We start from the raw sequence: 26,292 nt of genomic DNA on the forward strand, positions 1-26,292 counted from the left end.
GGGCAGCATTCCTATTATGAAGAAATACGAGGTTTGAGAAATAAAAAGACTCCTTGGTAAAATGTTAATGGGTCCTGAACGCTCGCCAGCAACCGGATCCAAAAACAAACCAAGGAGACTACAACATGCATTCTACTCAAAATGAAAGAATTAATCAAATCACATCTTCTACCTTAATTATCGGAGTCGACATTGCAAAATTCAAACATGTAGCGAGAGCCCAAGACAACCGCGGAGTCGAGTTTGGGAAGTCCATTACGTTTGAAAACAATCGACAAGGCTTTGAGTTGTTCGTAAGCTGGTTTCAGAAGATTTCAATAGAGCAAGGCTTCCAGGACATTATCGTTGGGATGGAACCAACGGGCCATTACTGGCTGAACTTCGCCCATTTTCTAAAAGAAAAGCATGTAAAATACGGTGTAGTGAATCCGCTGCACGTGAAGAAAAGCAAAGAACTAGATGACAATTCTCCAACGAAGAATGACGTCAAGGATGCTAAAGTCATTGCGCAACTGGTCAAAGACGGAAGATATGCCGTACCGAACCTTCCTCAGGGCGTTTATGCCGAACTGCGAGAAGCGATGAAAATTCGCGATCACCTGACGACTGATCTTTGTGTTGTGCAAGCACGTGTCCATAATTGGTTAGACCGGTATTTCCCGGAGTTTCTGACGGTATTTAAGGACTGGGAGTGCAAGTCAGCCATCCAAATGCTAAGTCTCTATCTACTGCCCCATGAACTTGTTGATGTACCAGATGAAACCCTGCTGCGGCATCTGAGAGAGGTTGCCAAGCGTGGGCTTGGTTTAGGCCGAGTAAGGAATCTGAAGGAGGCAGCAAGCTGTTCAGTGGGCATACAACAAGGTGCAGAGTTAGCTAAAATGGAGCTGAAACTTCTGCTGACTCAGTACGACTGGTTTAATAGCAAGCTGGAAGAATTGGAAATGAAATTGGATGAACTGCTGGGGCAGATCCCGCATGTGCAGCAATTACTGGCCATTAAAGGGATTGGAAGAGACACCATCGCGGGTTTTCTAGCTGAGGTAGGTGACATTCGGCAATACCGTCATCCCAAACAGATCACGAAACTTGCTGGATTGAACTTAAAAACGAATTCCTCAGGCAAGCACACCGGACAGACGAAGATAACGAAGAGAGGTAGGAAGCGCCTTCGTGCCTTGCTCTTTAGAGTGATGATGCCACTGGTTGCTAAAAATACAGCATTCCGAACCTTGCATGAGTACTACACGAAACGACCGGTAAATCCATTGAAAAAGATGCAATCCCTCATCGCTTTATGTAACAAGCTCATACGAATCCTGTTTGGCGTATTGAAAAAGGGACACGAGTTCAGTGAAGAAAAGATGATCCAGGATATTCCTCGATTTGAAGAGCGATCACAAGCTGCATAAATTACGATTTTCAGTGATGATGACCTAAGCAAAAGGAAGATGACAAGAAGCACGGATGAGTCGGAACGGCGTTAACATACGGACGAAGAGATCCTGTCGGGCAGCATATCTGACCTCCACCTCATGGACAGGTTGAATGAAGGAATGTGAGAGCGAAGACTCTGCGAGATGTGGGAGGGTTGACCGCCATGAGCCCATGTGGAGATCCAAAAGTGCAACCATACTTTACCTCAGTATCCACTATTTACAGCATGTGGTATAGGTGAAGAGTTTTTTTGCACCTCTGCAACCCATAAATTTCTTCCTCTTCAACTTCATTCCATTAAAATGTTATCTACAAAGAAGTAATTGTGGTCAAAATCTAAGAAAACGAGAGTATTAAGGAGCTATGTGATTCTCCATAGAGGGAGTTTAGCGTGGAAAAAACGAAAGAGGTTCCAAATCAATGGGAGCCTCTTTTTGCCGTGGTATCACTGAAAAATAATTTAAGCATTGGCGGAGCAATCAAAGTCGTTAATATCATGCCTGGCCCTACTGCAAGGGCAGAACGATTATCCATTCCCGTCCGTTAATCTTGCTCCTAAAGCCCCGCCAATAAGTTCAGTAAGAACAGCAACGACAGTGAATGCAATTATAAAACCAATTTGATTGCTGAGGGTTGTCCCTGCAATAAAATAGCATTTTTAGGTGGTCCTAAAGACGTGAATTTTCGATATTTGAGTAGTGGATAATCCTTAGGGGACGCAGTTGAGGTGTATTATTCTTAGGATTGAAGGCAGCCGCTCGTTCTTGCCGGCTGCAGCTTGACTGTATTCCTAAAGTAAAAAGCAGCGTTCCGAAACCTCTCGGAGCGCCACTTTTTATGAAGAAGTATGAAATATTTACTTTCCACGGTAGCCCAATTGTGCAGATATTTCTCTTGTAGTGGCCACAGCTTGCTGAATAAATGTGTCCAGTACAGGTAGGACGCGGTCGGTTGGTCCGATAATACTGATGGAAGCATTCACCGCTCCGCTTGCTTCAAATATCGGCACTGCGATGCCTGTTACCCCCACGTTGCGCCGATTCGAGCTAACCTCATATCCGCGCTGCCGTATGGACGTAAGGAGATCTTTGATTTCTTCAGGATTTTTTATGGAATAAGGCGTGTAGGTTCGTATTTCTCCAGAAAGGATGTCTTCAATAAAGGCGTCTTCCTGATAGGCGAGAATGGCTCTGGACGCCGATGTTGCGTATAGAGGGAATCGCCGGTATGCTTCGACGTTAAACCGGATTGGATGCTGAGTGTCCTCAATTTTATCTACATAGATTGCATCCCGCTCATCTCGAACGCACAAGCATACAAGTTCTTCGGTTGTCTTGGCAAGCTTTTGCAAAAAGGGCTTGGAGAAGTCTGTCAGGTTATGATTTCGTAGAACTTTGTTTCCTAATTCTAAAAGTGTATATCCTAAGGAGTATTGCTTGTTCGCAGGATTTTGTTTAATAAAGCCTTCGCTCTCCAACGTCATAAGCAGTTTGTGTACAGCGCCTTTAGAAAGTCCGAGCTGTCGGCTCAATTCGCTGACGCCCATTTCCTTATCGGAATCTAGAAACGTTTTTAACAGTCTGCTGCTGTTCTTAACGGATGAAAGGTGATTGTCCATTCTACATTCAAGCTCCTTACTGGACGAGGCCAAGGGTTGCAGATTCGGTTGCTAGTGTATCATAAATGTGTAATTTTTCCTAGCTTTAGTACAAGGGGAGAAAGGGATAGGAGAGACCTCATCAGCTTTAATTTTATAATTGCACAATTTGCTAAAAACATGTTACTATATTAACAAAATTCACATATAGTAAACGATGTTCACGTATAGTGAACGAATTACGAGGGAGGATTTTTATGAAAAAATGGGGAACGGTTTTATCAATAGCAGCATTATCGGGTGCTCTGCTTTCAGGATGCGCAACTAATTCCGATAAATCGGACAAGGGTGCCGCTGCATCCGGGGATAAAGCACCTGCTGCAACGGCAGCAACATTAGTACCGGAGAAGCAGCTCGTTGTGGCGGGTAATGGTTCTACGGTCGAACAACTCATGAAGGATGAGATTTTCAAAAGGTTTAATCAAAAATATCCGGATGTGAAGCTGACCTATGTTTCCGGGGTGTCTACTGAAATTGTGGCCAAAGTTAAAGCACAAAAAGCTTCTCCTCAGATCGACGTCACTGTGATTGAAGGCGGCGAGCAGGAGGGAGGCCGAGTAGAAGGTCTTTGGGAACCTTTATCTGATAGCACGATCCCTAATATGAAGAAAGTCGATGCCAATCTCAAGGTTAAAGATAATAGCGGGGTGGCAGTTAACTATACTCCAATGGGAATTTCCTACAATGCTGAGATTGTAAAAACCAAAGGCTTGCCGGTTCCAACGTCTTGGAATGACCTGGTGAAACCTGAAATGAAGGGTAATCTTACTATGGCGGAGATTTCCAGTAACTTTGGCCGTTCCGCACTGATCATGCTCGCATACGCCAATGGCGGATCCGAGAAGAACATGGACCCGGGCTTTGATAAATTCAAAACCTTGGCAGGCTATTTGCCTACCTTTGCCAAAACTTCCGCTCAACTGCAGCAGGATCTTCAAAATAAAACAGCAGCGTATACGACTTGGACACAAGCAAGAAGCTTGGTTCAAAAAGATGCAGGGCTGAATTTGGAGTTCGTCGTACCTAAGGAAGGCACGAACCTTGTTCCTAACGTTGCAACCATGGTCAAAGGCGCCAAAGATCCTAATGCAGCGCAGCTGTTCATTGACTTCCTCTTGTCTGACGAAGTACAAGTCTTATACGGTAAGGAACTCTACTACAATCCTGCCGTTCCGGTTACTCTTCCAAAAGATATTGCGGAAAAGCTGAGCTTTGATCGCAGCAAGGTAGTGAATTTGGACCTTGAGACCGTTGGTAAAAACACATCGCTGTGGCTTGACCGTTTCAACAAAGAAGTTGCTCCTAAAGTCGGGAAATAGGTGAGGCATGTGACTAAAAAAATTGATGTAGAATTGATTAATATACAAAAGAGGTTTGGTTCAAACGTAGTTGTTGACAATTTCAATTTGCAAATCGAGCAAGGAGAGTGTATCTCCTTCCTCGGCCCTTCCGGGTGCGGGAAGACGACGACACTCAATATGATCGCCGGCTTTCTGGAGCCCGATCAAGGGGAATTGATCATCAAAGGTAAGCGTATGAATGGAGTGCCTTCCAATAAGCGGGACTTGGGCATGGTTTTTCAAACGTATTCGCTTTTTCCGCACATGACGATATTTGAGAATGTCGCGTACGGTCTCAAGCTGCGTAAAATAGCTAAGGATGAAATTCGCCGCCGCGTGAGTCAGGTGCTCGAGCTTGTGAAGCTGCCGCATGTCGCCGATCGCTATCCCAAGCAATTGTCTGGAGGACAGAGACAGCGCATTGCTATTGCAAGGGCACTTGTAACGGAGCCTACTTTATTGCTGCTGGATGAGCCGCTGAGCAATCTGGATGCCAAGCTTAGGGAAGAGCTTCGCGATGAGATGAAACGGCTTCAGCAGGAGATTGGAGTCACGACCATATTCGTAACGCACGACCAAGAGGAAGCGCTCTATTTATCCAATCGTATCGTCGTTCTTGATCATGGTAAAGTGGAACAAATTGGGAATCCTTGGGATATCTACAATCGACCCGCATCGGAGTTCGTGCATACGTTTATCGGGAAATCCAATCGAATGACGGGCATTGTGGCACAAGTGCGGGAACAAGACATTTCGCTAAGGACGGATGCTGAGTTTGCCTTAACGGCCCTGCGTCGGGAGAGGGTTTTCGCAGAGGGAGAGCATGTATCCATTTATGTCCGCCCTGAGAAAATCAATCTTTATACCGAGGCGCGTGAGGCGAATGGCTCCAACGTCATACAAGGCGTTGTAAAGCTGACTTCTTTCTTGGGAGCCTACACCGATTATGAAGTTGACATTGGACACACTAGCCTGACGGTTCGCATCCAAAGCGCACAGCAGCAAATGCAGCTTTCATACGGACAGACGGTATTTGTGGAGTGGAAGCCAGAAGATGTATTCGTCTTTTCAGGAAAGAGGAACCATCAATGAGCGGGAATCGTAGCCGTAATTTGCGAACCGCTGGCTTGCTGTTGGCGCCTGCAATTGCAGTGCTCCTAGGTGTATTCTTGCTGCCGATGGTCTACATCCTGCTGCTTAGTTTTCAAAACAATGAGGAGCAGTTTTCTTTTGAGAATTACTTGTTGTTTGTGCAGGATCCTTACTACGTACAGATCCTATGGAGGACGATCAAGTTAAGTCTATATACGGTGATCACTTGCTTCGTCTTCGGTTACCCCGTAGCCATGTATTTGGCCCGGGCTTCTAGCAAAATGCGTGGAATCATTACGTTTCTCATTATAGCTCCGCATCTTGTTAGCGTCGTGATTCGAAACTTTGGTTGGGTCATCATGCTGGGGGAGAAAGGGCTTATTAATCAAGCATTGCTCAACATCGGTCTGATCGATAAGCCGCTGAAGCTTATGTACAACGAACTTGGTGTTATTATTGGTTTAACAGATTCATTAATCGTGTATATGATCCTGGCCCTCTCGACAAGTTTCTATCAAATCGACGGCTCTTTGTACAAAGCGGCGAATATTATTGGTGCAAGCAAGCTCCGTACGTTCATCAGCGTGGATGTGCCATTAACACTGCCTGGTATGCTTGCCGGATCAACGCTCGTGTTCAGCTTATCGATGAGCTCATTCGTCACGCCGGCCTTAATGGGGGGAACCTCAGTGAAGGTGCTTCCGGTTATTGCCTATGAGAAAATTATGACGCAACTGAATTGGCAATTGGGGGCCGCAATTTCGTTTCTTTTGCTGATCTCGACAGTCGCTTTGGTGACTTTGTTTACCCGGTTGGTCGAAACCAAACGTTATAAAGAGGTGTTCTCCTCATGACTCGAAAAATTTCGCCACTGGGCATTATTACATTTATCGTGGTGCTCTTTGTCATTTCACCGCTGCTCGTGGTCATTCCGACATCCTTCACTTCGGTGAAATATCTTTCATTTCCACCGGTCGGCTTTTCTTTGAAATGGTATACGAAAATATTAGACCGTCCTGAGTTCGTGGACTCCTTCATCTTCAGCCTCGAGCTTGCTGCGCTGACAGCGATCATTTCAACCTTGATCGGCATTCTGGCAGGACTTGCCTTGCACAAGTACAAATTTCGTGGCAGCGGTATCATGACCGGATTGCTGCTATCGCCTTTGACGATCCCAGCCCTGATTATCGGGATTGCCATCTTATTATTTTTCACCCAGATTGGGATTGCTGGCACGTTTCTTGGTCTGCTGCTGGCACATGTATTGATCTCGATTCCTTATGTGGTGAGGCTTGTGCTCACAGGTCTCAGCTCCTTTGACTATACGCTGGAACGAGCTGCATACATTATGGGGGCAAAACCATGGCATGTGTTTCGGGACATCACGCTTCCCTTATTGAAGCCGGCCATTATGTCGGGCATGATCTTTGCCTTTCTGACATCATTCGATAATGTAACGGTATCTCTATTCATGGTATCCCCATCGTCGACTACGCTCCCACTTGCTATCTTTAGCCACATGCAGGAGTCATTGGATCCGTTGGTTGCTTCGATTTCTTCTGTCGTTATTTTAGTAAGTCTTGTTTTTATTATCATTCTGGAACGCGTATATGGTTTGGACCGTTTGTTTGGTTCCAATTCGCATTCCCACTAACTGGAGTCACATCATGTCATTAACGATTATAGAACGATTACAATCCTATCTGCCTGAACTGTTGAAGCTGCTTCAAGAAAGCGTGAACATGGACTCACCTTCCAGAAGCAAAGAGCAGAACGACCTGATGGCGGACTGGTATGCTCATCATTTTACTCGCCTGACTGGCGGAAAAGTCGAACGCATTGCACATCCCACAGCAGGAGATCGTCTTCTATGCTATGTGGGCAACGGTCCTAAGCAGATCTTGCTTCTTGGCCATTATGATACCGTCTGGCCGCTCGGCGAAGCCAAGCGACGGCCTTTCCGCATCGAGGACGGCAAGGCTTACGGTCCCGGCGTCTATGATATGAAAGCCGGCTTGCTGCAGGCTATGTTTGCCATTAAGGTCTTGCAGGATATGGGACGGTTACCGGAGGATAAGCGGGTGGTTATGCTGTTTAACAGCGATGAGGAAATTGGAAGCCCGACTTCCCGAGAGCTCATCGAAGACGTCGCCAGGCTATCCTCTGTCGCTTTCATTTTAGAGCCGCCTATGGAGCCAAGCGGAGCCCTCAAAACGTCCCGCAAAGGAAACGGACGCTATAAACTGACGGTAAAAGGGAGATCCGCCCATTCCGGTGTCAATCCGCAAATGGGAGTTTCCGCTATAGAGGAATTGGCATACCAAATTCAGCGACTTCATGGATGGACAGACTATTCGCTGGGTACGACCGTCAATGTCGGTGTTGTTCAAGGAGGAATCGGCAGTAATGTTGTGGCCGAGCATGCGGAGGCGGAGATCGATGTTCGAGTAGCGACATTAAGTGAAGCAAAGCGGCTTGAAGCACAATTCGCTGCGCTTCAGGCGAAACATCCGGATGCCGAACTGACGGTTTCGGGGCGAATGAACCGCCCTCCAATGGAACGAACCGCGGCTATCGGTTCACTATACGAGCTTGCCCGAGATTTGGCTCACGCCGAATTTGCTACGGTACTCGAAGAAACGGCGACAGGTGGAGTAAGTGACGGAAATTTCACTGCTGTGGTAGGGACTCCGACGTTAGACGGGCTTGGTGCGAGAGGTGATCATGCGCATTCTCCGCTTGAGTATGTTCAGATTGATGAAATCCCATTTCGAACAGCGCTATTAGCAAGGTTGATTGAGCATTGTTAATAGAACTGCCATACATGGAAGAACTCGGTTGGCTTCATTGGGCAAGGCCTTATTGGAGCCAATTGTGTTTAATGAGAAGGGAATGATTAATATGTCATATAACAGTATTATTATTCGCATGGAGTTGGATCATGCCACAGTTGACTTTGGACAAGTGGCTGCCATCATCTCCAAAACAGGGGGGGATATCACTTCCATCGATATGATTCGTTCCGGACAAGATTCATCTGTCCGCGATGTGACAGTGGATGCCTCAGATTCACTTGAACCACAGATCATTAGCTCACTTAGAGAGATGAAAGGGATCAAAGTGATCAACGTCTCGGATCGTACATTTCTGGCGCATTTGGGCGGTAAAATTTCAACACAACCCCGTCTTGCGATTAAGAATCGGGACGATCTATCCAGAGTATATACGCCTGGAGTGGCACGGGTCTGCACCTCCATCCATGAGAATCCCCATAAGGCATACTCCTTGACCATCAAAAGAAATACGGTTGCTGTTATTTCGGACGGAACGGCTGTATTAGGATTGGGCGATATCGGTCCTCATGCCGCCGCTCCAGTCATGGAGGGCAAGGCCATGCTGTTTAAACAGCTTGCAGATGTGGATGCGTTTCCCATCTGCCTGGACACGAAGGATACAGAAGAGATCATTCGTACGATCAAAGTGATCAGTCCGATCTTCGGCGGCATTAATTTAGAAGACATCAGTTCTCCACGCTGCTTCGAAATCGAATCCCGTTTGGTTGATGAATTGGATATTCCTATATTTCATGATGATCAGCATGGTACAGCGGTTGTTGTCATAGCAGGGCTTATTAATGCATTGAAGGTTGTGGGGAAGCGAATGGAACAGATCCGTGTCGTCGTTAATGGAATTGGAGCCGCTGGCGTATCCATCTGCAAAATGTTACTTGCAGCTGGAGTCAAGAGCCTTGTTCCAGTGGACAGGGATGGTATTATATTCCGTGGCGGGGATTATGCGCATCCGATGTGGAAATGGCTTGCCGAAAAACCGCAGGTGGAAACGCAGCAAGGCGACTTGAAAGACGCGATCTGCGGGGCGGATGTCTTTATCGGCGTGTCCAGAGGAGGGCTGTTGACTGGGGAGGATGTAAAGAAAATGGCGGCTAACAGCATCGTTTTTGCAATGGCCAACCCGCATCCAGAGATTGAGCCTGAGGAAGCGCTGCCGCATGTGCGGGTCTTCGCGACAGGCCGAAGTGATTACCCAAACCAAATCAATAATGTACTCGTATTCCCTGGTCTGTTCAGAGGAGCTTTGGATTGCCGGGCCAGCCGCATTAATGAACCGATGAAGCTTGCGGCAGCCCGAGCTATTGCTTCTGTAGTTTATGAGAATGAATTGAATGAACATTATATCATCCCAAGTATCTTTAACGATCAGGTCGTTGCCAAAGTAAGGAAAGCCGTTATCGAAGCAGCTATTTTAACGGGAGTAGCGCGCAGGACTCCTCCTGATTTTAGGTAATTTATAAACAATAAAAACGCAAGGGTGAGTTTACAATCAGACTCGTCCTTGCGTTTTATTTTAATTTGGACACCATCGTATAAAACCATGGGCTTTTTCAATTTCCTTTGTAAATGTTTCAACGGAAGCGGCACCTTTGTCAACATAATCGGGGTTGAAAGCATAAACCTCTTTGGTAAATGCGAGAATAACCGTTGGTTTCTCTATTAATTGAATGGCTTTGTTAATCCTTCTCATTCCATTTAAGCCTCAAATCCACTATATATGGAAAGCATTGTTCTTTAGCGCCTTTACATGTTTTGTAGCAGAACCATTTTATACTTGGATTGGACATTACGACCCTAAAGATTGGAAATATTATACGCCTTCCCCGTCTACCTATTAATTTATATTGTTGCTGACTGGTTAAGCAGGAGAAGTAGCTTTGCACCAATAGTAATAAACGATTGAAATTTACTCCATGAACGAGCGCTCGTTTAAGATATCATATTTTTGAATGTCCATTCTCATCCTGTTTCCCCACTTTTTTAAAAACGGCGCGTACTCATGTCTTTCAACATGAGCGGTCAGCGATTCTTGATCTTCCCACCGCTGGACAGTCAGTATGCGTCCGGCGGGCGCATCTTCCAAAGTAAAGGCATAAAAGAGGCATCCCTTTTCAACTCTCGTACTGGTAACGACAGCCTGAACGTCTGCAGTGAACTCATTCACATCAGACGGATTTAGGTGAACGTAACCTAGGAGTAAAATCATTGTTGTTCATCCTTTTTTTCAATCATTCGAGCTGTCGTCCTTATACGACCGTGAGCACAATCTTGCCTTGGATGTGTCCACCGGCTGCTCGTTGATGCGCCTTCCCAGCTTCGGCAAGTGGGAACGTGCTGTCGATGGCGACGTGAACCTTCCCCGCATCGAGCAAGCGCCCGAATTCCGCCAGCTGCGAGCCGTTTGATCGCACTTGGGTCATCGATACGGTTATGCCCAGCTTTGCAGCTTCTTCGGCATCGGTGAAACCTATGAACACTGGGAACAAAGCGCCACCACGCTTGAGAGTACGCAAGAAACGTCCGGTTGGTGGACCGCCTAGAGTATCGAGGACGAGATCAACATCATGGGCGATGTCCTCGGGAGGGTTCTTGGTGTAGTCGATGAATTCGTCGGCACCTAGCTCGCGCAGGAACGACTCATGCTTGCCTGATGCCACCGCGATGACGTGCGCACCCTGCCATTTAGCGAGCTGCACCGCTAAGTGTCCCACGCCTCCCGCGGCACCATTGACGAGTACTGTCTTGCCGCTCAGCGGCACTGGGCGATGCGACTCCGGTTGAAATGGATTTGCTTCATCGTGTCCCAGCTCAATCAGGTACTGCCATCCGGTGAGACCTGCCATCGGAGCCCCTGAGGCTTGCACATGATCAATACCAGCCGGTTTTAGTGCAAGATCCGACGCTGGCGCGGCGACGTACTCGGCATAAGCAGCGCTCTCCCCCATGCTCGGAAAGCGAACCATGCCGAATACTTCATCGCCGATGGAGAAACCTTGCACATCCGTGGCTACCGCCTCGACGACGCCCGATATGTCCGACCCCAGAATGAAGGGAAAGGACACTGCCGGTTGCCACTCAGGAGGAAGATCCTTATACCCCTCGCGCAAGTACCAGTCGGGAGGATTGATGCCAACTGCGTGAACGCGGACAAGTACCTCACCAGGTTTCAGCTCGGGAAGCGGCGCCTCCTCGTAACGCAGTACCTCAGGACCGCCGAATTCATGCAGACGAATTGCTTTCATTGAATTTTTAGACATCATACTTTCTCCTTTCATGCAGATGAGTTATACTTACCAGAGCAGTGCTCCGTATAATCGGATCACTGTTCCGTTTTTGAGTATACGGAGCGATGCTCCGTTTGTCAAGGGAGTATTTTATGAGAGCCGATGCAAAGAAAAATTATGAGCACATACTTGCAGTCGCAAACGTCGTTATAGCCGAGCACGGCGTTGATGCATCGCTGCGCGACATCGCTCGCAGAGCTGGTGTCGGGCTCGGCACGCTTTATCGTCATTTTCCGACGAGAGAGGCACTGCTCGAAGCTTTGCTCCGCGCGAGCTTCGACGAGTTTACGACAAAGGCACGTATACTCGAAACTGCGAGTTCACCAGATGATGCACTTGTGTCGTGGTTACGCGAAGTCGTTGAATTCACGAGCAATTATCAAGGTGTTGTGGACGTGATGATGGCAGCCAAGGAGGATCCGGAGTCCGCACTCCACGCTTCATGCATCACGATGCGCACGGCAGGCACGAAGCTTCTCGCTCGCGCTCAGGCCGAGGGATTGGCGCGTATAGACATGGATGGTGATGACCTGTTCTCGCTAGCTGCTGCGCTTGCGTGGCTCAGCAACCAGCCGTCGTCCGCGCCAAGGGCTGACCATCTCTTCAGTATTATCGCGAGCGCGATCTTGACGAATCGAGCGGGCAGCGATTTCAGGGCGTGACTTAATTCGTACACCCTAATAAGGGACTGTGACACAACACAAAAGATTGAACTATCGGGAGACGTAGTTGAACCCAGAACAGGGAGCAGACCACCAAGGTGCTGCTCCCTGATTCATTAAAGTAACGGGAAGGAGAGTTGAGGAACGTGCTAAAATATATGTATTGCTCGTAAGGAGGAGGGATTCAAAATGGAGATAAGAAAGTTCACTGATACGGATATCAATCAGATTGTCTCCTTATTCTACGAAACAGTGCATTCGGTAAACAAACGGGACTACTCGCAAGAGCAACTCGATGCTTGGGCTCCCAAAGATGAAGAGACGCTCAAACTGAATACTTGGAAAGACTCTCTGAGTCAAAATGTCACATTTGTTGCGGAGATCAAAGGTGAAATAGTCGGTTTTTCTGATATGACACACTATGGTCACTTAGATAGACTTTACATTCATAAGGATTTTCAGGGACAAGGAATTGCTTCTGCCTTGGTGAACACACTTGAATTTGAAGCAAGAGGATTAGGTCTTTTTGAAATTGATACAGAGGCAAGTATAACTGCTAAACCATTTTTTGAACGTCAAGGATACCGAATAATTCAGTCGCAGGTTGTTGAACGCAAGGGTGTTATGTTAGCTAATTTCAAGATGGTTAAAAACATGTTACGCTAACGGATAACAAGTAGGTTCAAGTAATCAGACGAAGAGGGGGAAACCGATATGAAGACGATTAAGTGCATGATGGACCACCTGTACTGGGCGGACGGACGCATCTTGGACGCGCTCGAGGAGAGTGAGACGAAGAACAAGGACCTTCTGAAGCTAGTTCGGCACGTTGCGGTCGCGGAACAAGTCTGGCTGTCTCGATTGCAGGGTAAGGGCAGCGCGCAATATTCGTTATGGGAGGAAGCTGAGGACCTGACGTCGATCCGGATGATGTTCGAAGAAAACGCCAAGCAATATCGCGACTATATCGAAGGGCTCGAGGAATCCGAGTTGGACGAAATGATCGACTATGCGAACCAGAGCGGAGTTCCGTTCCGAACGTCCGTCCGGGACATCCTGTCGCAAGTCCTCTTACATGGGCAATATCACCGGGGACAGATCAACCGGACACTTCGGATCGAATCAGCAGAGCCTGTCCAAGTCGATTACATTACATTCGTGAGATCTAACGGGGCCTAATAATAACCAGTACTAGCGGAAAGGGTTTGGGATTGAACTAAAGGGGACACGATAGTGAAATAACCAGGGAGCAGATCGCCAAGGCAACTGCTCCCTGGTTTTATTAAAGTAACAGACAGAATACTTCAAATATCTTTTAGATGCATTACGAACGTAAGTTCTGATATAATATAACAATAAATTGAAATCGAAAGGAAGCTGCTATGAACGCAATAGAAGTTATAGTCCAGAATTTGAGCGAGGTTCGGCGCAGAAGCATGATTATTTGGGGAAGTATTCCGGATGATTTTTTGGACTGGAGACCGGATTCAGAAGCTATGAGCATAAAAGAGATGATTCGCCATGTCCTGGATAGTGAACACTATTACCACCTTGCCTTGTTGAATGAAGGAAGTCTAACCGCTTATGAATCCCCTTACGAGACGCGTACTTTTACAACGCTCAAAGAGGAACTTAACTTCTCAGAAACCTATCGGAATGCATTTTTGAATACAGTAAAATCCTATACACAAGAGGATTTAACAAGAATCCAGATTGATAGAAAAGACGTAGGGTATATTCGATCATTAGGTGATATGCTTATGAGAATTGCATACCATGAAGCAGTACATTCGGGTCAACTTTTGGATTATTTAAGATCAGCCGGATTAAAGAGGCCAAAGGTTTGGGACTGAATTTAAAGAGAGATTGAGCTAACGGGCACACTAGTTGAACCACCAGTTTTAAAATCTTCTATTAGAAGCAAACCAGAATTAATTGCCCTAATTGGAGGTTTCATTATGATTTTAAGTGAACTTTGGCATCATTATGAAGCGGACAAGAGAATTCAAGGGTTTAGTCCAAATACGTTGAAAGTTTATGCTTTGCAGCTCAAGATGCTGATTACGAATCTAGGAGATTTAGATATTTCCGAGCTAACTCTGATTTTATTGAAGGAAAAAGGGTTCAAAGCAAAGAGAAGTTTATTTCACTACTGAGTGTAAAGTATGGTTGAAGAAGTATTATCCAATCGTGAGGACTCATGTAAGGCTTTATTTGTTACTGATACAAAGCCGGTTAAGCGTATGGCCTTTCCAACACTCAGGTGGGTATTAAAAACGCTTGCAGATCGCGGAGAAATTGAGGCAAGTGTGTATCCCCATCTGTTTCGCCATACCTATGCATGTCAGCTGCTTGATAACGGAGCACCTTTAGATTTTATTCAAGGCATGCTGGGGCATGAAAAAGCCTCCACCACACAAATCTATGTTCAACTCCGCGGAGTAGCGCTTTATCGTCGGTATTTTTAGTATGTGTAGTTGCAAAAGAGCAAAATGATCAGGGGAGCTATGTAGCTCTAATGCGATTTTTATTCGGAAAAAACCTGTATATTAACCTTTCAGTGTATGAAATGACTTATTTTACGCAATAAAACCGAACAATAGCTTGCTAAAATCTAAGAACTTATGTATTATTAACTTATAATTTTGAGACGTAGAGTCGATTTTGCTCAGAAGGTGGTCTCATGCTTCCCCCAGATTCCGTTGAGTATAAGAAGAAGCTCTGTCACTTGTATAACGAAATTTCCAAGGAATTGTTCGGGTTTGGCACTACGTATCTCCGAGCGGCGCTTGAGGACAATATCATCACGTTATACGCCAAGCACCGCAAGTCCCCGCGTTCTACGGCTTTGGAAGGTGAGGCTCCGACGTTGAAATATGAGGTCGATTTCACTATGTCCTCGATTTACAAGAGGCGGATCCGCGAACGACTGGAGCAGGAGTTTGGGCTGAATATCGACGCCGTGTTAAGGGATTACGACCCGAATACCCAATGGTCCATTACCAACATCATATTGAAGAACGAGTAGGAGGAGTCTCCCTTTTGATTTATCTTAAGGGATTCCCGGACTGGCTCGTCGCACAGGAAAGACGCCTTTTCATTGTTTACAATGCGAAGCGCTCTTGAGAGAAGAATCTTCTTTCAGGAGCGCTTATTTGTTTCTTCGTTTGCCGTCCCTCGTTGGGAAGGGATTTGGCCAATCAGGAATCTGGGGATCGTCAATGACAAAGACTACATCGATGGACTTAGCTTTATCGACCTTCGTTAATCACACACTCGGGAGGAACATGAAAGTGAAAAAAATGGTTCGCAGTCTTCTTACTGTATCTCTTATTGGATTAGCTCTGTCTGGTTGCGGAACGAGTGCTCCGAAGGAGCAAGCGGGCGCTACTGCCGGGGCGGCATCGTCTGCACCGAAGGGAGAGCCTACCCAGCTCGTAATTTCGACATGGGGATTTTCCGACGACTTTTTCAAAAAGGAAATTTACGCGCCATTCGAAAAGGAACATAACGTGAAGATCGTGCTCGATACGGGCAACAACGCCGACCGTTTAAATAAGGTGCGCCAAGGAACCTCAAATGTGGATCTGATTTACTTGTCCGACTATTACGCACAGCAAGGCATTGATGCTGGCTTGTTTGAAAAAATCGACCGCAGCCGAATTCCGAACCTGAATGACATTTATGACATGGCGAAGGCGCCGCTGGGTCAAGACTACGGTCCGGCTTATACGATCTCGCAATTGGGAATTGCCTATAATCCGAAAGCTACCGGTGGTAAGGAACTGAAGTCATGGAGCGATCTGTGGAGCCCAGAACTTGCGAAGAAGCTGACCATGCCGAACATTACGGGCACGACAGGGCCGATGATTTTGGATGCCGCATCCCGGGTCGCGGGAAGCACGCCGTTTAATGAAGATCAAGCGTTTGCGAAGCTTAAAGATCTGAATAAGAGCGTGGTGAAGTACTACGGCCAAACGTCCGAGTTCGTCAACATGTTCGCCCAAGGTGAAATTGCTGCAGGACCGATCATGGAAATGTATGTGAAGGATCTGAAGGCAGCGGTACCGGAGACGAAGTTCATTACGCCGCAAGAGGGCGGCTATGCCATCATGAACACGGTGAACGTCGTGAAAGGCAGCAAGAATAAGCAGCTCGCGGAAGATTTCATCAACTATCACTTGAGCAAAGAAGTACAGGAGAAGGTAGCGAAGGCGAAGGTTGATTCTCCGGTCAATACGAAGCTTCAATTGACAGGAGCGGATGCTGAGGGCATTACTTACGGAGCGGATACCGTCAATAAGTTGAACAAATTGGATATGAAGTTTGTCAATCAAAATTTGAAGGCGTGGATCGACCGGTTTAACAAGCAAGTTGCACAATAAACCAAATTGAACAGGGTATATGGCAGTAGGGCATGTACCCTTGTTTTTATTGCGGGAGGAGGGAACATCACCTTGAGCAAAAAAGTCATTCTGGACGTAGACACGGGAGTGGACGACGCGCTGGGTATTTTGCTGGCCGTCAAGAGCGGTGAGCTCGACATTCTAGGTATCACCACGGTCAGCGGCAATGTATCGCTGGCACAGGCCACGGTCAATACTTGTAAAATCCTGCAGTTCGCCGGAGCTGAGCATATTCCAGTCGTGCGAGGCGCGAGCAAGCCGCTGCTTCGCCAAGAGCATTTTGAGCATCGCGTTCATGGCAAGGACGGGCTCGGAGGTGCACTTCGCGATATGCCGCTGCATATAGAGCCAGCCGAAGGAAATGCGTCTGATTATATTGTCGATCAGGTTCGCCGTTATCCCGGAGAAGTGACGCTGATCATGACGGCGCCGCTGACGAATCTGGCTGCTGCACTTATCAAATATCCGGAACTGGTACGCGATGTGAAAGAGGTTATTGTGATGGGCGGCGTTGTGATGAGCTACGGCAACGTGACACCTACCGCCGAATACAACATGTACGTGGATCCGGAAGCGGCGAAGCTGGTCTTTCAGGCCGGGTTCCCGTCCTTGATTCTCGTAGGGCTGGATGTCACGCGTAAGGCGCTGCTTACAGAAGAGCATATCAATAAGCTTAACGATGCGACGATGCAGCAATACGTTCGGGAAAGCACCCGAGATTATTTGAACCGCTATTACGAGCGTAACGGGGTACGGGCCTGCGCCCTTCATGACCCGCTGGCGGTCGGAGTCGCACTGACTCGCTCCGTTGTGACGATGAAATCTTATTATGTCGACGTAGAAACGAGAAGCGAGCTTTGCGACGGTCAAACGGTTTGCGATTTCCAAAATCGGCTGCAGCGCGAGCCAAATGTTCAAGTATGCACCGAAGTGGATACGGATGCATTTCTGGCCATGTTTCTTCGCGTACTTGACGCCTAGCGAACCAAAGGGAATAGGAGAATGCAGCAATGAAGAGATCGTACATCACGTTACTGCTGCTGCCGGGTTTCGTCTTTCTGGCGGCGTTTATGCTAATTCCCATTCTGCTTACCGTCGGCTCCACCTTTTTCGATAAGGGACAGCTGACGTTAGGCGGGTATTGGCACTTTTTGGGAGACCCTTATTTCTTGAAGATTTTATGGACCACCTTAAGGGTCAGCTTGGTCACCACTATATTATGCGTGTTGATTGGCTTCCCGGTATCTTATTATATTTCCCGCCGAAGTCCGCGACATAAAGCGGTGCTGCTGGGTTTGGCGATTTTCCCCCTACTGACGAGCTCTGTTGTGCGTTCATTCAGTTGGATGATCATTCTTGGCAAAAAAGGGCTGCTCAACAATACGCTGATTGCGTTAGGCATCGTGAAAGAGCCGCTGGACATCCTCTACACTCCTACGGCGATGATGATCGGCCTGGTGCATCTGTTTTTGCCGCTGATTATTATCACGTTGGTCGGCGTCATGGAAAATATCGATCCCGATCTGCTCAAGGCAGCGGAGAGTCTCGGCGCAAGTCGCTTGAAGGCGTTCGTCCGGGTGATCGTTCCATTAAGCGTACCGGGTCTTATCATAGGGAGCATCCTGGTGTTCGTCGGCAGCTTGACCGCTTATACAACGCCCGCCTTACTCGGGGGCAAGCAGCGCGTCATCTCTACGTTCCTTTATCAGAACGCGATTACGTTGAACGACTGGTATTTGGCCTCTGTCGTGGCCACGATAATGATGGCGATTACGTTCATCGTGATCGCGCTAATGAACAAACTCGCTAATAAAGTGAATCCAAAGGGGTAGTCGGATGCGAGAGAACAATCGAGGGCTTGGCCTGTTTACGCTACTTGTTTATATATTTTTGCTGGGGCCGCTGTTGATCATTGCGGTCGCCTCGTTTGAGCCGACCAGCGTGCTGAAGTTTCCGCCGACGGGTTTTTCGCTCAAGTGGTACCACAATATCTTGGAAGTGACGATGTTTGTCAAAACCTTTTACACCTCCATTATTGTGTCGCTGGCGGGCAACGTGCTCGCGTTGCTTCTGGGGCTGCCCGCTGCCTACGCGCTGAGCCGCTTCTCCTTCAAGGGTAAAGAGGCACTGAACGCGGTGTTTATTTCGCCGGTGCTGATTCCGGGCATTGTTCTCGGTTTCACCATGCTGAAATATTTAGTTTCGGCCTATCATTTGCCGATTTACTCAGCGCTTCTGTTCGGGCATACGGTGATCATGCTTCCTTTTATTATCCGGGTGATCGCCTCCAGCTTATCTAACTTTGATTTTGCCGTGGAGGAAGCGGCTTTAAGTCTTGGGGCTGGCCGACTGGCCACCTTCTTCAAGGTGGTGCTGCCGAATATTAAGTCGGGCATTATCGCAGCAGTGCTGATCGCGTTTCTGGAATCGTTCAATAATGTGGACATTTCGGTATTTATGACAGGACCGGGTGTCAGCACGCTGCCGATTCAAATGCTAACCTACGTGGAGAACCATTTCGATCCGACCATCGCTGCGATATCTGTCTTACTTATGGTGTTTACAGCTGTCGTGATGTTTTTGATCGAACGGCTCATGGGTCTGTCTTATTTTACCAAACGATAATGGAGGCTTTCATCCATGGCATTACTAACATTGGAAAACGTGTCGGTCGCCTACGATCAACAATATATATTGAAAGACTTTAACCTAAGCGTGGACAAAGGGAGCCTCATTTCGCTGCTGGGGCCGAGTGGCTGCGGCAAGACGACGACGCTGCGATTGATCGCGGGCTTTTTGGAAGCGCAGCAGGGGCGTTTTATGCTGAATGGCAAAGATTATACGCGAGTGCCGGTGAACAAGCGCAACTTTGGGTTCGTCTTTCAGAGCTATGCGCTGTTCCCTCACTTGAATGTGTTCGATAATGTGGCCTTCGGGCTTCGCCTACGCAAGGTGAGCGGGTCCGAGCTGGAACGGCGGGTCAGCCGCATCCTGGAGACGGTCAGCCTGTCCGGCTTCGAGAAGCGCTTCCCGAAAGAGCTGTCCGGGGGACAGCGCCAACGGGTGGCGATTGCGCGGGCGCTCGTCATCGAACCCGACCTGCTGCTGTTCGATGAGCCGCTCAGCAATCTGGACGCGAATTTGCGTGTGAACATGCGTGTGGAGATTCGGCGCATCCAGCAGGAGCTTGGCATTACTACGGTCTATGTGTCCCATGATCAGGAGGAGTGTTTCTCCATTTCGGACCAGGTGGCCATTATGAATAAAGGGGTTATCGAGCAGTTGGATAAGCCTTCCGTTGCATTCAAGTATCCGCGGACGGAATTTGTTGCACGTTTTATCGGGTTTACCAACTTTATCGCGTTCGAAAGCCGGGAGGAAGGCTCGGGCAGCGGAGTAATCCGGCTTCGGACGAAGGATCACACATTCTTGACGCAGCTCGCGCCCGGTCAGGTCAAGTCCAACGGCATGACAGGGGCCATTCGCCCTGATGATGTGCTGATGGGCACGGATCAGCAGCTGGCGGGGGAAGCCAATCAATTGAGCGGCCGCGTGAAGGTCAGCACTTACCTAGGACGAAGCTATCAGTATGTGGTAGAGACGTCTCTCGGCGATTTTACTGTAAATAAAGAAATGGAGCTCCCTTATGCCAGCGGACAACCGGTTCGACTGGTGCTGCCGAGCGAGAAGCTGGTATTGGTGGAGTAGCGCAAGCAGGAGGAGCGACATCATGAAAGTCGATTTGCTTATTGAGAATATTCATATCTTTAATAGCTATTTTAAAAAATTCATCCCTGGTCATGCAGCGGTTCTGGACGGCCGATTCTTCTACATCGGCCACAAGGGGGTCGATCGTTTCGATGCAGCCGAGCGGCTGGACGGCCAAGGGCGCTATATGATTCCCGGGCTGATCGATATTCATCTGCATATTGAGAGCACTATGGTCACTCCGCAGGCGTTCTCTAACGGACTAATCCGGAATGGTGTGACCACCATTGTTCCTGAACCTCACGAAATGGCGAACGTATTCGGCCTGGAGGGCGTCAAGGAAATGATAGCCGCTAGCAAAGAGTGCGTGGCCGACATGTTCTACGCGCTGCCAAGTTCGGTACCGGCAACCTCCATGGAAACGACGGGCGGTACGATCGAGATCGAGGATATGGACGAGCTGCTGCGTACGGAGCGCATTATTTGCCTGGGCGAGATTATGAACTATGTGGATATCATCACTGATCGTGACTGCAAAACGAACCAGATCTTGAACCATATGCGCCAGCATCATCCGCAGCTGATCATCGAGGGGCATTGTCCGCAGCTGCTGGATCTGGACCTGCAACGGGTGATCTATAGCGGGGTGGATTCGGATCATACGCATCAAACGGTCGAGGGCATGGAAGCACGGATTGCCGCTGGGATGTTTCTTGAAATTCAGGAAAAGTCGATGACCGCTGAAGTCATGAAGTATTTAATCAGTCAGGATGTGGCGGAGCATTTCTGCTTCGTGACGGATGACGTCATGCCGGATTCTTTCCAGCGCCGAGGGCATTTGAATCAAATTGTGCGCAAGGCGATGGAGATGGGCATGGAACCGGAAAAAGCCATCTATGCGGCCACCTTCACGCCGGCACGCCGGATGAGAATGTATGATCGCGGAGCTATCGCGCCCGGCAAAATTGCAGATTTCGTGCTGTTGTCGGATTTGGAGAAGCTGTCGATTGAGCAAGTATACAAGAATGGAAGAAACGTCTACTCCGTAGGCGAGTCCTATGCTGCTGCAAACTCGTCGTACACGTTCCCTTCACATTTTTACAGCAGTGTGAAGCTGAATGAACTGGAAGCGGAGGACTTTGACGTCCAAGTCAAGGCTGCGGACGGAACACATAAGTGCCGTGTGATGATGGTTAAGAACGGCTCGACGTTTACGGAAGAGCATATCGGGGAAGCGGAGATCAAGGACGGACGGCTGCAGTGGCAGGAAAGCGGCTTCGGACTGATCGCCACCTTCGAGCGTTACGGCAAAGGCGGCGGCCGAGGCTACGGTCTGATCGGCGGCGATACGATTCAGCGTGGGGCAGTTGCTACGACCTATTCGCATGATAATCATAACCTGCTTGTCGTGGGGCATGATCCGACGGATATGCAGCTTGCTGCCAATCTGGTCATTCGGAATCAAGGGGGCTTTGCCGTCGTACACCAGGGGCAGATCTTGGCGAATCTCCAGCTTCCAGTAGGCGGAATCCTGACGGAAGCGCCGCTGGAGCAAGCTGCCGAAGAAGTGCAGCGTCTGACCGATGCGATGAGGTCGCTGGGTTACAATCATTATAACCCTATTATGTCGATAAGCACCCATTCCTTGCCGGTCAGCCCGGCGCTCAAGATCACGGATTTTGGCCTGATTGATGTCAATAAGGGAGAGGTCGTCAGCCTGCTGGTTGCGGATCATTAAGCTTGGGTTGAAGCGAGGAACTAGAATGAAGATTATTGTCATTGGCAGCGCCAATATGGATATGGTGATGCAGACGGATCGGATGCCGAGTATCGGCGAGACGATTCATGGGGGAGGATTCTTCCTGTCCCCCGGCGGCAAAGGAGCCAATCAAGCCGTAGCTAGCGCCAAAATGGGCGCGGAGACATGGATGATGGCAAAAGTAGGGGACGATATTTTCGGCCGCTCTCTGCTGGACAGCCTCTCTGGATTCGGGGTCCGTACGGACTACATGTCGGCTGAGCCGAAGGTAACGACTGGGGTTGCCGCTATCACGGTATGTAATGGGGATAATTGTATTATTTTGGATAGCGGCGCCAACGACAGGGTTACCCCTGATTATATTGCCGGGTATAAGGAAGAGCTGCTTTCGGCCGCTGCTATTATGCTACAGCTGGAAATTCCTATGGAGTCTGTAATTGCGGCTATAGAGCTGGTGAAAGGGAAAGTGCCTATTTTTCTCAATCCGGCCCCTGCCGTTCCGATCGAAGATGCGATTTTGCAAGGCGTGGACTATTTTACCCCTAATGAAATCGAATGCCGGCTATATACCGGTGTAGATATTCAAACTACGGATGATGCTTTCGCTGCATTAACGATTTTACGGGCTAAAGGGATACGCTATCCGCTTATTACGCTTGGCGAGAAGGGCGTCGTCTATTATAACGGACGCGATAGCGTGTATAAGGAAGGACGAAAAGTCCAAGCGGTCGATACGACGGCCGCAGGGGATACGTTCTCGGGTGCGCTGGCGGCGATGATCACTTCGGGCAAAAGTATAGATGAGGCTGTGGACGTTGCCCAACTGGCCGCCTCCATCACCGTAACCCGCCTTGGTGCGCAAAATGTGATTCCTTCGCTTTCAGAAATAGATGAATGAAAATGAGTAAAAGCTCCCTTAGGCTTACCAGGGGACTGACCCTCGTTTATAAAGACAGGATCTAAAGTTTTTGAATGAGGTAAAAACGGATGTATATTTTATATAACCCTATGTTTCAGGTGTTAAGAGAAGCTTGGAAAGGAACGACTTTGACGTAACTAAGGTGCTTGTGGCACTCAAAGAAACCTACTCCACTAAAGGTAGGATGTGGGAGGATATTGGATTCACTTATTGCTGAATGCTTAGGGACGCTAAAAGGGAAGTTCCGAAAGAGTTTTTTATTACTACCGAATTTAGCTCATTTTACCTTGATGCCAAGGCTCGTGGTGCTTACTGGCGCAGAGATTATGAACTGTTCGCTCGTGCATTCGAAGCGTGGATTGAGGATGAGCTCGTAAATTCTGGAATGACAAATACCTATCTGGTATGTGGTACCCGTTTAGGAGGCCCTTATCCGCAAGGAGAAGAGAGGCAAGCTATCAATGTGGCATTTCGCGGATGGTGGAGGGTACTCTTAGAATCCGGCATTCTCCACGATGAGAAGATATGGAGGAGTCTTAGTATTCAATTATCTGAGCATATCTGAACGAAAATGGAGGGTTGCTGCGTGATAGGGATCATTCAAGTTGAACGAGCGATTGAGCTAAAAAGGATAGAATTGTACGAGGTATGTGAGCAGTATGGATATGCATCTCAAGATGCATTACGTTTATCTCAGGAACTTGATGAGTTGCTGAATCAATATCAGCAGCAGCTGGCATGGGTTGTTACAGAGGCAAGACATATTATTTAAAATGAAAACAGCATTGCTCTTAGAAAGGGCACCGCTGTTTTTTATTATTTTACAATTTTCGGGATCCCGACTTTAGAAGAGGCTTTTTTCATTATGTAGACTAGTTGCAGTGCCTGTTCTTTCGTTAATCCTTTTTCTTTCTTTGTCATAATAGATTCCCTGTCGGAATTAGCATTAGTGAACTAGACAAGCGGCTGATTCTTTAGTAGTCTCGAGCAAAGAAATAGGGGTTGATTTATGTTACCAATACGTATAAGATGTAGTTGACCAATCGAATACACGGGAGCTTGGTTTAACCAGGCTGAGAGGATAGCTCATTATGCTGTCGACCGTAAAACCTGATCTGGGTAATGCCAGCGGAGGAAACGTTCAAGCCTTTGTGTATACAAAGACCGCTTCTTTTCGTTGCGGTCTTTTTTGTATGTACACGGGTGCCTCTGCTTGCACAAATTGAACTCCAAGGAGGCAATAAAATGGCAAGCGAAACTAAAAGCAATCAAGTAATTCCTGACCTATCTTCTTTTCCGAGCAGCAAAAAGGTTTATATTCAAGGTTCACGTCCAGATATTAATGTTCCGATGCGTGAGATTGTATTAACCCCGACTGGTAGTATCGATAACGAACAAAAAAATTCACCTGTGAGGGTATATGATAGCAGTGGTCCATATACAGACTCACTGGTACAAACAGATATTTGTAAGGGTCTTCCGCTGAATCGGCTAAATTGGATATTGGAACGGAACGATGTGGAAGAATATACAGGTAGAACCGTCCAAGCTGAAGACAATGGTCATAGAAAAGAGGAATTACTCAATCAAGCAGATCTATTCCCTGGAATGAATCGCCGTCCATTGCGTGCTGCAGCCGGAGCGAATGTAACTCAAATGCATTACGCAAGAAATGGGATCATAACCCCTGAAATGGAGTACGTAGCGTTAAGAGAAAACGTAACTCCAGAATTTGTGCGTAATGAGGTGGCTACCGGCCGAGCCATTATTCCATCCAACATCAATCATCCTGAAAGTGAACCGATGATTATCGGCCGAAATTTCTTAGTAAAAATCAATGCCAATATCGGAAATTCAGCCGTAGCTTCATCTATCGACGAAGAAGTTGAAAAGATGAGATGGGCAACGCGGTGGGGTGCGGATACCATTATGGATCTTTCCACGGGTAAAAATATTCATACGACACGGGAATGGATTATCCGCAATTCCCCCGTTCCGATTGGTACTGTTCCTTTATATCAAGCACTAGAGAAGGTGGGTGGCAAAGCGGAGGAATTGAACTGGGAAATTTATCGCGATACACTTATTGAACAAGCCGAGCAGGGTGTCGATTACTTTACGATTCATGCTGGAGTCCGATTACGCTATATTCATTTGACTGCGAAACGTGTTACAGGTATTGTCTCCCGTGGCGGCTCGATTATGGCCGCATGGTGTCTTGCTCATCACCAAGAAAATTTTCTTTACACCCATTTCGAGGAAATTTGCGAAATTATGAAAACTTATGATATCGCATTTTCCCTGGGAGATGGGCTGCGTCCCGGGTCAATTGCGGATGCCAACGATGAAGCGCAGTTTGCCGAATTAGACACGCTGGGCGAACTTACCCAAATAGCATGGAAACATGACGTGCAGGTCATGATCGAAGGACCGGGGCATGTTCCCATGCATATGATTAAAGAAAATGTAGATCGTCAGATGGAGGTTTGTCAGGAAGCACCTTTTTATACGTTGGGACCGCTCACGACGGACATTGCCCCAGGTTATGACCATATTACTTCAGCGATCGGAGCAGCGATGATCGGATGGTTCGGAACCGCTATGCTCTGCTATGTCACACCCAAAGAGCATCTCGGCTTACCAAACAAAAACGACGTTCGTGAAGGGGTAATAGCCTATAAGATCGCTGCTCATGCGGCAGATTTGGCAAAAGGTCACCCAGGGGCGCAAGAGAGGGATCATGCTTTATCCAAAGCGCGTTTTGAATTTCGCTGGAGAGATCAATTTCATTTATCGTTAGATCCAGAAAGAGCGATGGAATATCATGATGAAACCCTTCCTGCAGAAGGGGCAAAAACGGCTCATTTTTGTTCCATGTGCGGGCCTAAGTTTTGCAGTATGAGGATTACTCAGGACATTCGCGATTATGCGAAACAGCATGGGCTAGAAGAACAGCAAGCTATTGAGCAGGGACTAAGGGAAAAATCGAATGAATTCAAAGAAGTGGGTAGTCACATTTATCAATAGTTCAAATAGGGATGCCATGTCTAGGTGCGGAAACTGCTGGCATAATGCGCCTCAGATGAAGGACTACATGACTAGTACGAATAAAAAAGTGATTAAATAAGCTGTTACATGGTCGAAAGCTTCGAGTGAATATTTACATATTCAGAAAA

General features: G+C 47.7%; 29 protein-coding genes and 1 riboswitch. Of the genes, 25 read left to right on the top strand and 4 right to left on the bottom strand.

Translation table 11 applies throughout. From position 1 onward, the window contains the following. Nucleotides 1-125: 125 nt before the first annotated feature. On the top strand, nt 126-1,412 hold the full coding sequence (locus tag O9139_RS21400) for an IS110 family RNA-guided transposase (protein WP_270877931.1): 1,287 nt from the start codon (nt 126-128) through the stop codon (nt 1,410-1,412). Nucleotides 1,413-1,828: 416 nt separating this feature from the next. Next, complete coding sequence (locus O9139_RS33200; protein ID WP_333742798.1) at nt 1,829-1,984, top strand: hypothetical protein; 156 nt, start codon at nt 1,829-1,831, stop codon at nt 1,982-1,984. Between the two features lie 309 nt (nt 1,985-2,293). Here O9139_RS33200 and O9139_RS21410 read toward each other — a convergent pair whose 3' ends face one another. Next, the gene (locus O9139_RS21410; protein WP_270881475.1) at nt 2,294-3,055 is read right to left on the bottom strand and encodes an IclR family transcriptional regulator; all 762 of its coding nucleotides are present in this window, start codon (nt 3,053-3,055) and stop codon (nt 2,294-2,296) included. Nucleotides 3,056-3,291: 236 nt separating this feature from the next. Here O9139_RS21410 and O9139_RS21415 point away from each other — a divergent pair, with 236 nt between their 5' ends. The 6 genes from O9139_RS21415 to O9139_RS21440 all read left to right on the top strand — a co-directional run bounded on the left by O9139_RS21415 (nt 3,292) and on the right by O9139_RS21440 (nt 9,831). After that, nucleotides 3,292-4,413 carry an ABC transporter substrate-binding protein gene (locus tag O9139_RS21415; protein ID WP_270881476.1) on the top strand — a complete coding sequence of 374 codons (1,122 nt, stop codon included), beginning with the start codon at nt 3,292-3,294 and terminating at the stop codon, nt 4,411-4,413. 9 nt (nt 4,414-4,422) lie between these two features. Then, complete coding sequence (locus tag O9139_RS21420) at nt 4,423-5,526, top strand: ABC transporter ATP-binding protein (protein WP_270881477.1); 1,104 nt, start codon at nt 4,423-4,425, stop codon at nt 5,524-5,526. After that, entirely contained in the window at nt 5,523-6,380 is an 858-nt protein-coding gene (locus O9139_RS21425) for an ABC transporter permease (protein ID WP_270881478.1), read from the top strand. The genes O9139_RS21420 and O9139_RS21425 overlap by 4 nt, the downstream gene beginning before the upstream one ends. Further along, complete coding sequence (locus tag O9139_RS21430) at nt 6,377-7,180, top strand: ABC transporter permease (protein ID WP_270881479.1); 804 nt, start codon at nt 6,377-6,379, stop codon at nt 7,178-7,180. Before O9139_RS21425 ends, O9139_RS21430 begins: the two co-directional genes overlap by 4 nt. Before the next feature lie 13 nt (nt 7,181-7,193). Continuing rightward, on the top strand, nt 7,194-8,336 hold the full coding sequence (locus tag O9139_RS21435; protein WP_270881480.1) for a M20 family metallopeptidase: 1,143 nt from the start codon (nt 7,194-7,196) through the stop codon (nt 8,334-8,336). A 91-nt stretch (nt 8,337-8,427) separates the two neighbouring features. Next, nucleotides 8,428-9,831 carry an NAD-dependent malic enzyme gene (locus O9139_RS21440; protein ID WP_270881481.1) on the top strand — a complete coding sequence of 468 codons (1,404 nt, stop codon included), beginning with the start codon at nt 8,428-8,430 and terminating at the stop codon, nt 9,829-9,831. A gap of 60 nt (nt 9,832-9,891) precedes the next feature. Here O9139_RS21440 and O9139_RS21445 read toward each other — a convergent pair whose 3' ends face one another. From O9139_RS21445 to O9139_RS21455, 3 genes are all read right to left on the bottom strand, one after another. Continuing rightward, entirely contained in the window at nt 9,892-10,068 is a 177-nt protein-coding gene (locus tag O9139_RS21445; RefSeq protein WP_270881482.1) for a hypothetical protein, read from the bottom strand. Between the two features lie 216 nt (nt 10,069-10,284). After that, the gene (locus tag O9139_RS21450; protein ID WP_270881483.1) at nt 10,285-10,584 is read right to left on the bottom strand and encodes a putative quinol monooxygenase; all 300 of its coding nucleotides are present in this window, start codon (nt 10,582-10,584) and stop codon (nt 10,285-10,287) included. 40 nt (nt 10,585-10,624) lie between these two features. Continuing rightward, entirely contained in the window at nt 10,625-11,635 is a 1,011-nt protein-coding gene (locus O9139_RS21455) for an NADP-dependent oxidoreductase (protein ID WP_270881484.1), read from the bottom strand. A 119-nt stretch (nt 11,636-11,754) separates the two neighbouring features. Between O9139_RS21455 and O9139_RS21460 the strand changes: the two genes are divergently transcribed. From O9139_RS21460 to thiC, 17 genes are all read left to right on the top strand, one after another. After that, nucleotides 11,755-12,324, top strand: a complete 570-nt coding sequence (locus O9139_RS21460) for a TetR/AcrR family transcriptional regulator (protein WP_270881485.1) — start codon at nt 11,755-11,757, stop codon at nt 12,322-12,324. Between the two features lie 189 nt (nt 12,325-12,513). Further along, on the top strand, nt 12,514-12,990 hold the full coding sequence (locus O9139_RS21465; RefSeq protein ID WP_270881486.1) for a GNAT family N-acetyltransferase: 477 nt from the start codon (nt 12,514-12,516) through the stop codon (nt 12,988-12,990). Nucleotides 12,991-13,038: 48 nt separating this feature from the next. Next, entirely contained in the window at nt 13,039-13,503 is a 465-nt protein-coding gene (locus O9139_RS21470; protein WP_270881487.1) for a DinB family protein, read from the top strand. 203 nt (nt 13,504-13,706) lie between these two features. Beyond that, a complete protein-coding gene (locus O9139_RS21475) occupies nt 13,707-14,177 on the top strand; it encodes a DinB family protein (protein ID WP_270881488.1) in 471 nt (156 codons plus the stop codon). Nucleotides 14,178-14,282: 105 nt separating this feature from the next. Further along, on the top strand, nt 14,283-14,480 hold the full coding sequence (locus O9139_RS21480) for a hypothetical protein (protein ID WP_270881489.1): 198 nt from the start codon (nt 14,283-14,285) through the stop codon (nt 14,478-14,480). 9 nt (nt 14,481-14,489) lie between these two features. Further along, nucleotides 14,490-14,792 carry a tyrosine-type recombinase/integrase gene (locus O9139_RS21485; protein WP_270881490.1) on the top strand — a complete coding sequence of 101 codons (303 nt, stop codon included), beginning with the start codon at nt 14,490-14,492 and terminating at the stop codon, nt 14,790-14,792. 215 nt (nt 14,793-15,007) lie between these two features. Beyond that, a complete protein-coding gene (locus tag O9139_RS21490) occupies nt 15,008-15,352 on the top strand; it encodes a DUF2294 domain-containing protein (RefSeq protein ID WP_270881491.1) in 345 nt (114 codons plus the stop codon). 259 nt (nt 15,353-15,611) lie between these two features. Then, nucleotides 15,612-16,709, top strand: coding sequence for an ABC transporter substrate-binding protein (locus O9139_RS21495; protein WP_377523457.1), 1,098 nt, complete (start codon nt 15,612-15,614; stop codon nt 16,707-16,709). Nucleotides 16,710-16,781: 72 nt separating this feature from the next. Beyond that, nucleotides 16,782-17,711, top strand: a complete 930-nt coding sequence (locus O9139_RS21500) for a nucleoside hydrolase (RefSeq protein ID WP_270881493.1) — start codon at nt 16,782-16,784, stop codon at nt 17,709-17,711. Between the two features lie 29 nt (nt 17,712-17,740). Further along, entirely contained in the window at nt 17,741-18,562 is an 822-nt protein-coding gene (locus tag O9139_RS21505) for an ABC transporter permease (RefSeq protein WP_270881494.1), read from the top strand. A gap of 4 nt (nt 18,563-18,566) precedes the next feature. Beyond that, nucleotides 18,567-19,355, top strand: coding sequence for an ABC transporter permease (locus O9139_RS21510; RefSeq protein WP_270881495.1), 789 nt, complete (start codon nt 18,567-18,569; stop codon nt 19,353-19,355). Nucleotides 19,356-19,370: 15 nt separating this feature from the next. Further along, nucleotides 19,371-20,438: an ABC transporter ATP-binding protein gene (locus O9139_RS21515; protein WP_270881496.1), complete on the top strand. Its 1,068-nt coding sequence runs from the start codon at nt 19,371-19,373 to the stop codon at nt 20,436-20,438. Between the two features lie 22 nt (nt 20,439-20,460). Further along, entirely contained in the window at nt 20,461-22,176 is a 1,716-nt protein-coding gene (locus tag O9139_RS21520) for an adenine deaminase C-terminal domain-containing protein (RefSeq protein ID WP_270881497.1), read from the top strand. 25 nt (nt 22,177-22,201) lie between these two features. Further along, a complete protein-coding gene (gene rbsK, locus O9139_RS21525) occupies nt 22,202-23,095 on the top strand; it encodes a ribokinase (RefSeq protein WP_270881498.1) in 894 nt (297 codons plus the stop codon). Nucleotides 23,096-23,333: 238 nt separating this feature from the next. Then, nucleotides 23,334-23,681, top strand: coding sequence for an LPD1 domain-containing protein (locus O9139_RS21530; protein ID WP_270881499.1), 348 nt, complete (start codon nt 23,334-23,336; stop codon nt 23,679-23,681). A gap of 21 nt (nt 23,682-23,702) precedes the next feature. Then, the gene (locus O9139_RS21535) at nt 23,703-23,888 is read left to right on the top strand and encodes an aspartyl-phosphate phosphatase Spo0E family protein (protein WP_270881500.1); all 186 of its coding nucleotides are present in this window, start codon (nt 23,703-23,705) and stop codon (nt 23,886-23,888) included. A 269-nt stretch (nt 23,889-24,157) separates the two neighbouring features. Then, nucleotides 24,158-24,270: riboswitch (TPP riboswitch) on the top strand. A gap of 91 nt (nt 24,271-24,361) precedes the next feature. Next, the gene (thiC, locus tag O9139_RS21540) at nt 24,362-26,143 is read left to right on the top strand and encodes a phosphomethylpyrimidine synthase ThiC (protein WP_270881501.1); all 1,782 of its coding nucleotides are present in this window, start codon (nt 24,362-24,364) and stop codon (nt 26,141-26,143) included. Nucleotides 26,144-26,292 lie beyond the last annotated feature (149 nt).

Origin of the sequence: Paenibacillus aestuarii (assembly GCF_027789125.1) — a bacterium.
Taxonomy (GTDB): domain Bacteria; phylum Bacillota; class Bacilli; order Paenibacillales; family NBRC-103111; genus Paenibacillus_E; species Paenibacillus_E aestuarii.

Bases quoted from the DNA above. Each gene is read 5' to 3' on its own strand.
- O9139_RS21400 (WP_270877931.1), top strand. From the start codon at position 126: ATGCATTCTACTCAAAATGAAAGAATTAATCAAATCACATCTTCTACC.
- O9139_RS21410 (WP_270881475.1), bottom strand. From the start codon at position 3,055: ATGGACAATCACCTTTCATCCGTTAAGAACAGCAGCAGACTGTTAAAA.
- O9139_RS21415 (WP_270881476.1), top strand. From the start codon at position 3,292: ATGAAAAAATGGGGAACGGTTTTATCAATAGCAGCATTATCGGGTGCT.
- O9139_RS21425 (WP_270881478.1), top strand. From the start codon at position 5,523: ATGAGCGGGAATCGTAGCCGTAATTTGCGAACCGCTGGCTTGCTGTTG.
- O9139_RS21430 (WP_270881479.1), top strand. From the start codon at position 6,377: ATGACTCGAAAAATTTCGCCACTGGGCATTATTACATTTATCGTGGTG.
- O9139_RS21435 (WP_270881480.1), top strand. From the start codon at position 7,194: ATGTCATTAACGATTATAGAACGATTACAATCCTATCTGCCTGAACTG.
- O9139_RS21440 (WP_270881481.1), top strand. From the start codon at position 8,428: ATGTCATATAACAGTATTATTATTCGCATGGAGTTGGATCATGCCACA.
- O9139_RS21445 (WP_270881482.1), bottom strand. From the start codon at position 10,068: ATGAGAAGGATTAACAAAGCCATTCAATTAATAGAGAAACCAACGGTT.
- O9139_RS21450 (WP_270881483.1), bottom strand. From the start codon at position 10,584: ATGATTTTACTCCTAGGTTACGTTCACCTAAATCCGTCTGATGTGAAT.
- O9139_RS21455 (WP_270881484.1), bottom strand. From the start codon at position 11,635: ATGTCTAAAAATTCAATGAAAGCAATTCGTCTGCATGAATTCGGCGGT.
- O9139_RS21460 (WP_270881485.1), top strand. From the start codon at position 11,755: ATGAGAGCCGATGCAAAGAAAAATTATGAGCACATACTTGCAGTCGCA.
- O9139_RS21465 (WP_270881486.1), top strand. From the start codon at position 12,514: ATGGAGATAAGAAAGTTCACTGATACGGATATCAATCAGATTGTCTCC.
- O9139_RS21470 (WP_270881487.1), top strand. From the start codon at position 13,039: ATGAAGACGATTAAGTGCATGATGGACCACCTGTACTGGGCGGACGGA.
- O9139_RS21475 (WP_270881488.1), top strand. From the start codon at position 13,707: ATGAACGCAATAGAAGTTATAGTCCAGAATTTGAGCGAGGTTCGGCGC.
- O9139_RS21480 (WP_270881489.1), top strand. From the start codon at position 14,283: ATGATTTTAAGTGAACTTTGGCATCATTATGAAGCGGACAAGAGAATT.
- O9139_RS21485 (WP_270881490.1), top strand. From the start codon at position 14,490: ATGGTTGAAGAAGTATTATCCAATCGTGAGGACTCATGTAAGGCTTTA.
- O9139_RS21490 (WP_270881491.1), top strand. From the start codon at position 15,008: ATGCTTCCCCCAGATTCCGTTGAGTATAAGAAGAAGCTCTGTCACTTG.
- O9139_RS21495 (WP_377523457.1), top strand. From the start codon at position 15,612: ATGAAAGTGAAAAAAATGGTTCGCAGTCTTCTTACTGTATCTCTTATT.
- O9139_RS21505 (WP_270881494.1), top strand. From the start codon at position 17,741: ATGAAGAGATCGTACATCACGTTACTGCTGCTGCCGGGTTTCGTCTTT.
- O9139_RS21510 (WP_270881495.1), top strand. From the start codon at position 18,567: ATGCGAGAGAACAATCGAGGGCTTGGCCTGTTTACGCTACTTGTTTAT.
- O9139_RS21515 (WP_270881496.1), top strand. From the start codon at position 19,371: ATGGCATTACTAACATTGGAAAACGTGTCGGTCGCCTACGATCAACAA.
- O9139_RS21520 (WP_270881497.1), top strand. From the start codon at position 20,461: ATGAAAGTCGATTTGCTTATTGAGAATATTCATATCTTTAATAGCTAT.
- rbsK (WP_270881498.1), top strand. From the start codon at position 22,202: ATGAAGATTATTGTCATTGGCAGCGCCAATATGGATATGGTGATGCAG.
- O9139_RS21530 (WP_270881499.1), top strand. From the start codon at position 23,334: ATGCTTAGGGACGCTAAAAGGGAAGTTCCGAAAGAGTTTTTTATTACT.
- thiC (WP_270881501.1), top strand. From the start codon at position 24,362: ATGGCAAGCGAAACTAAAAGCAATCAAGTAATTCCTGACCTATCTTCT.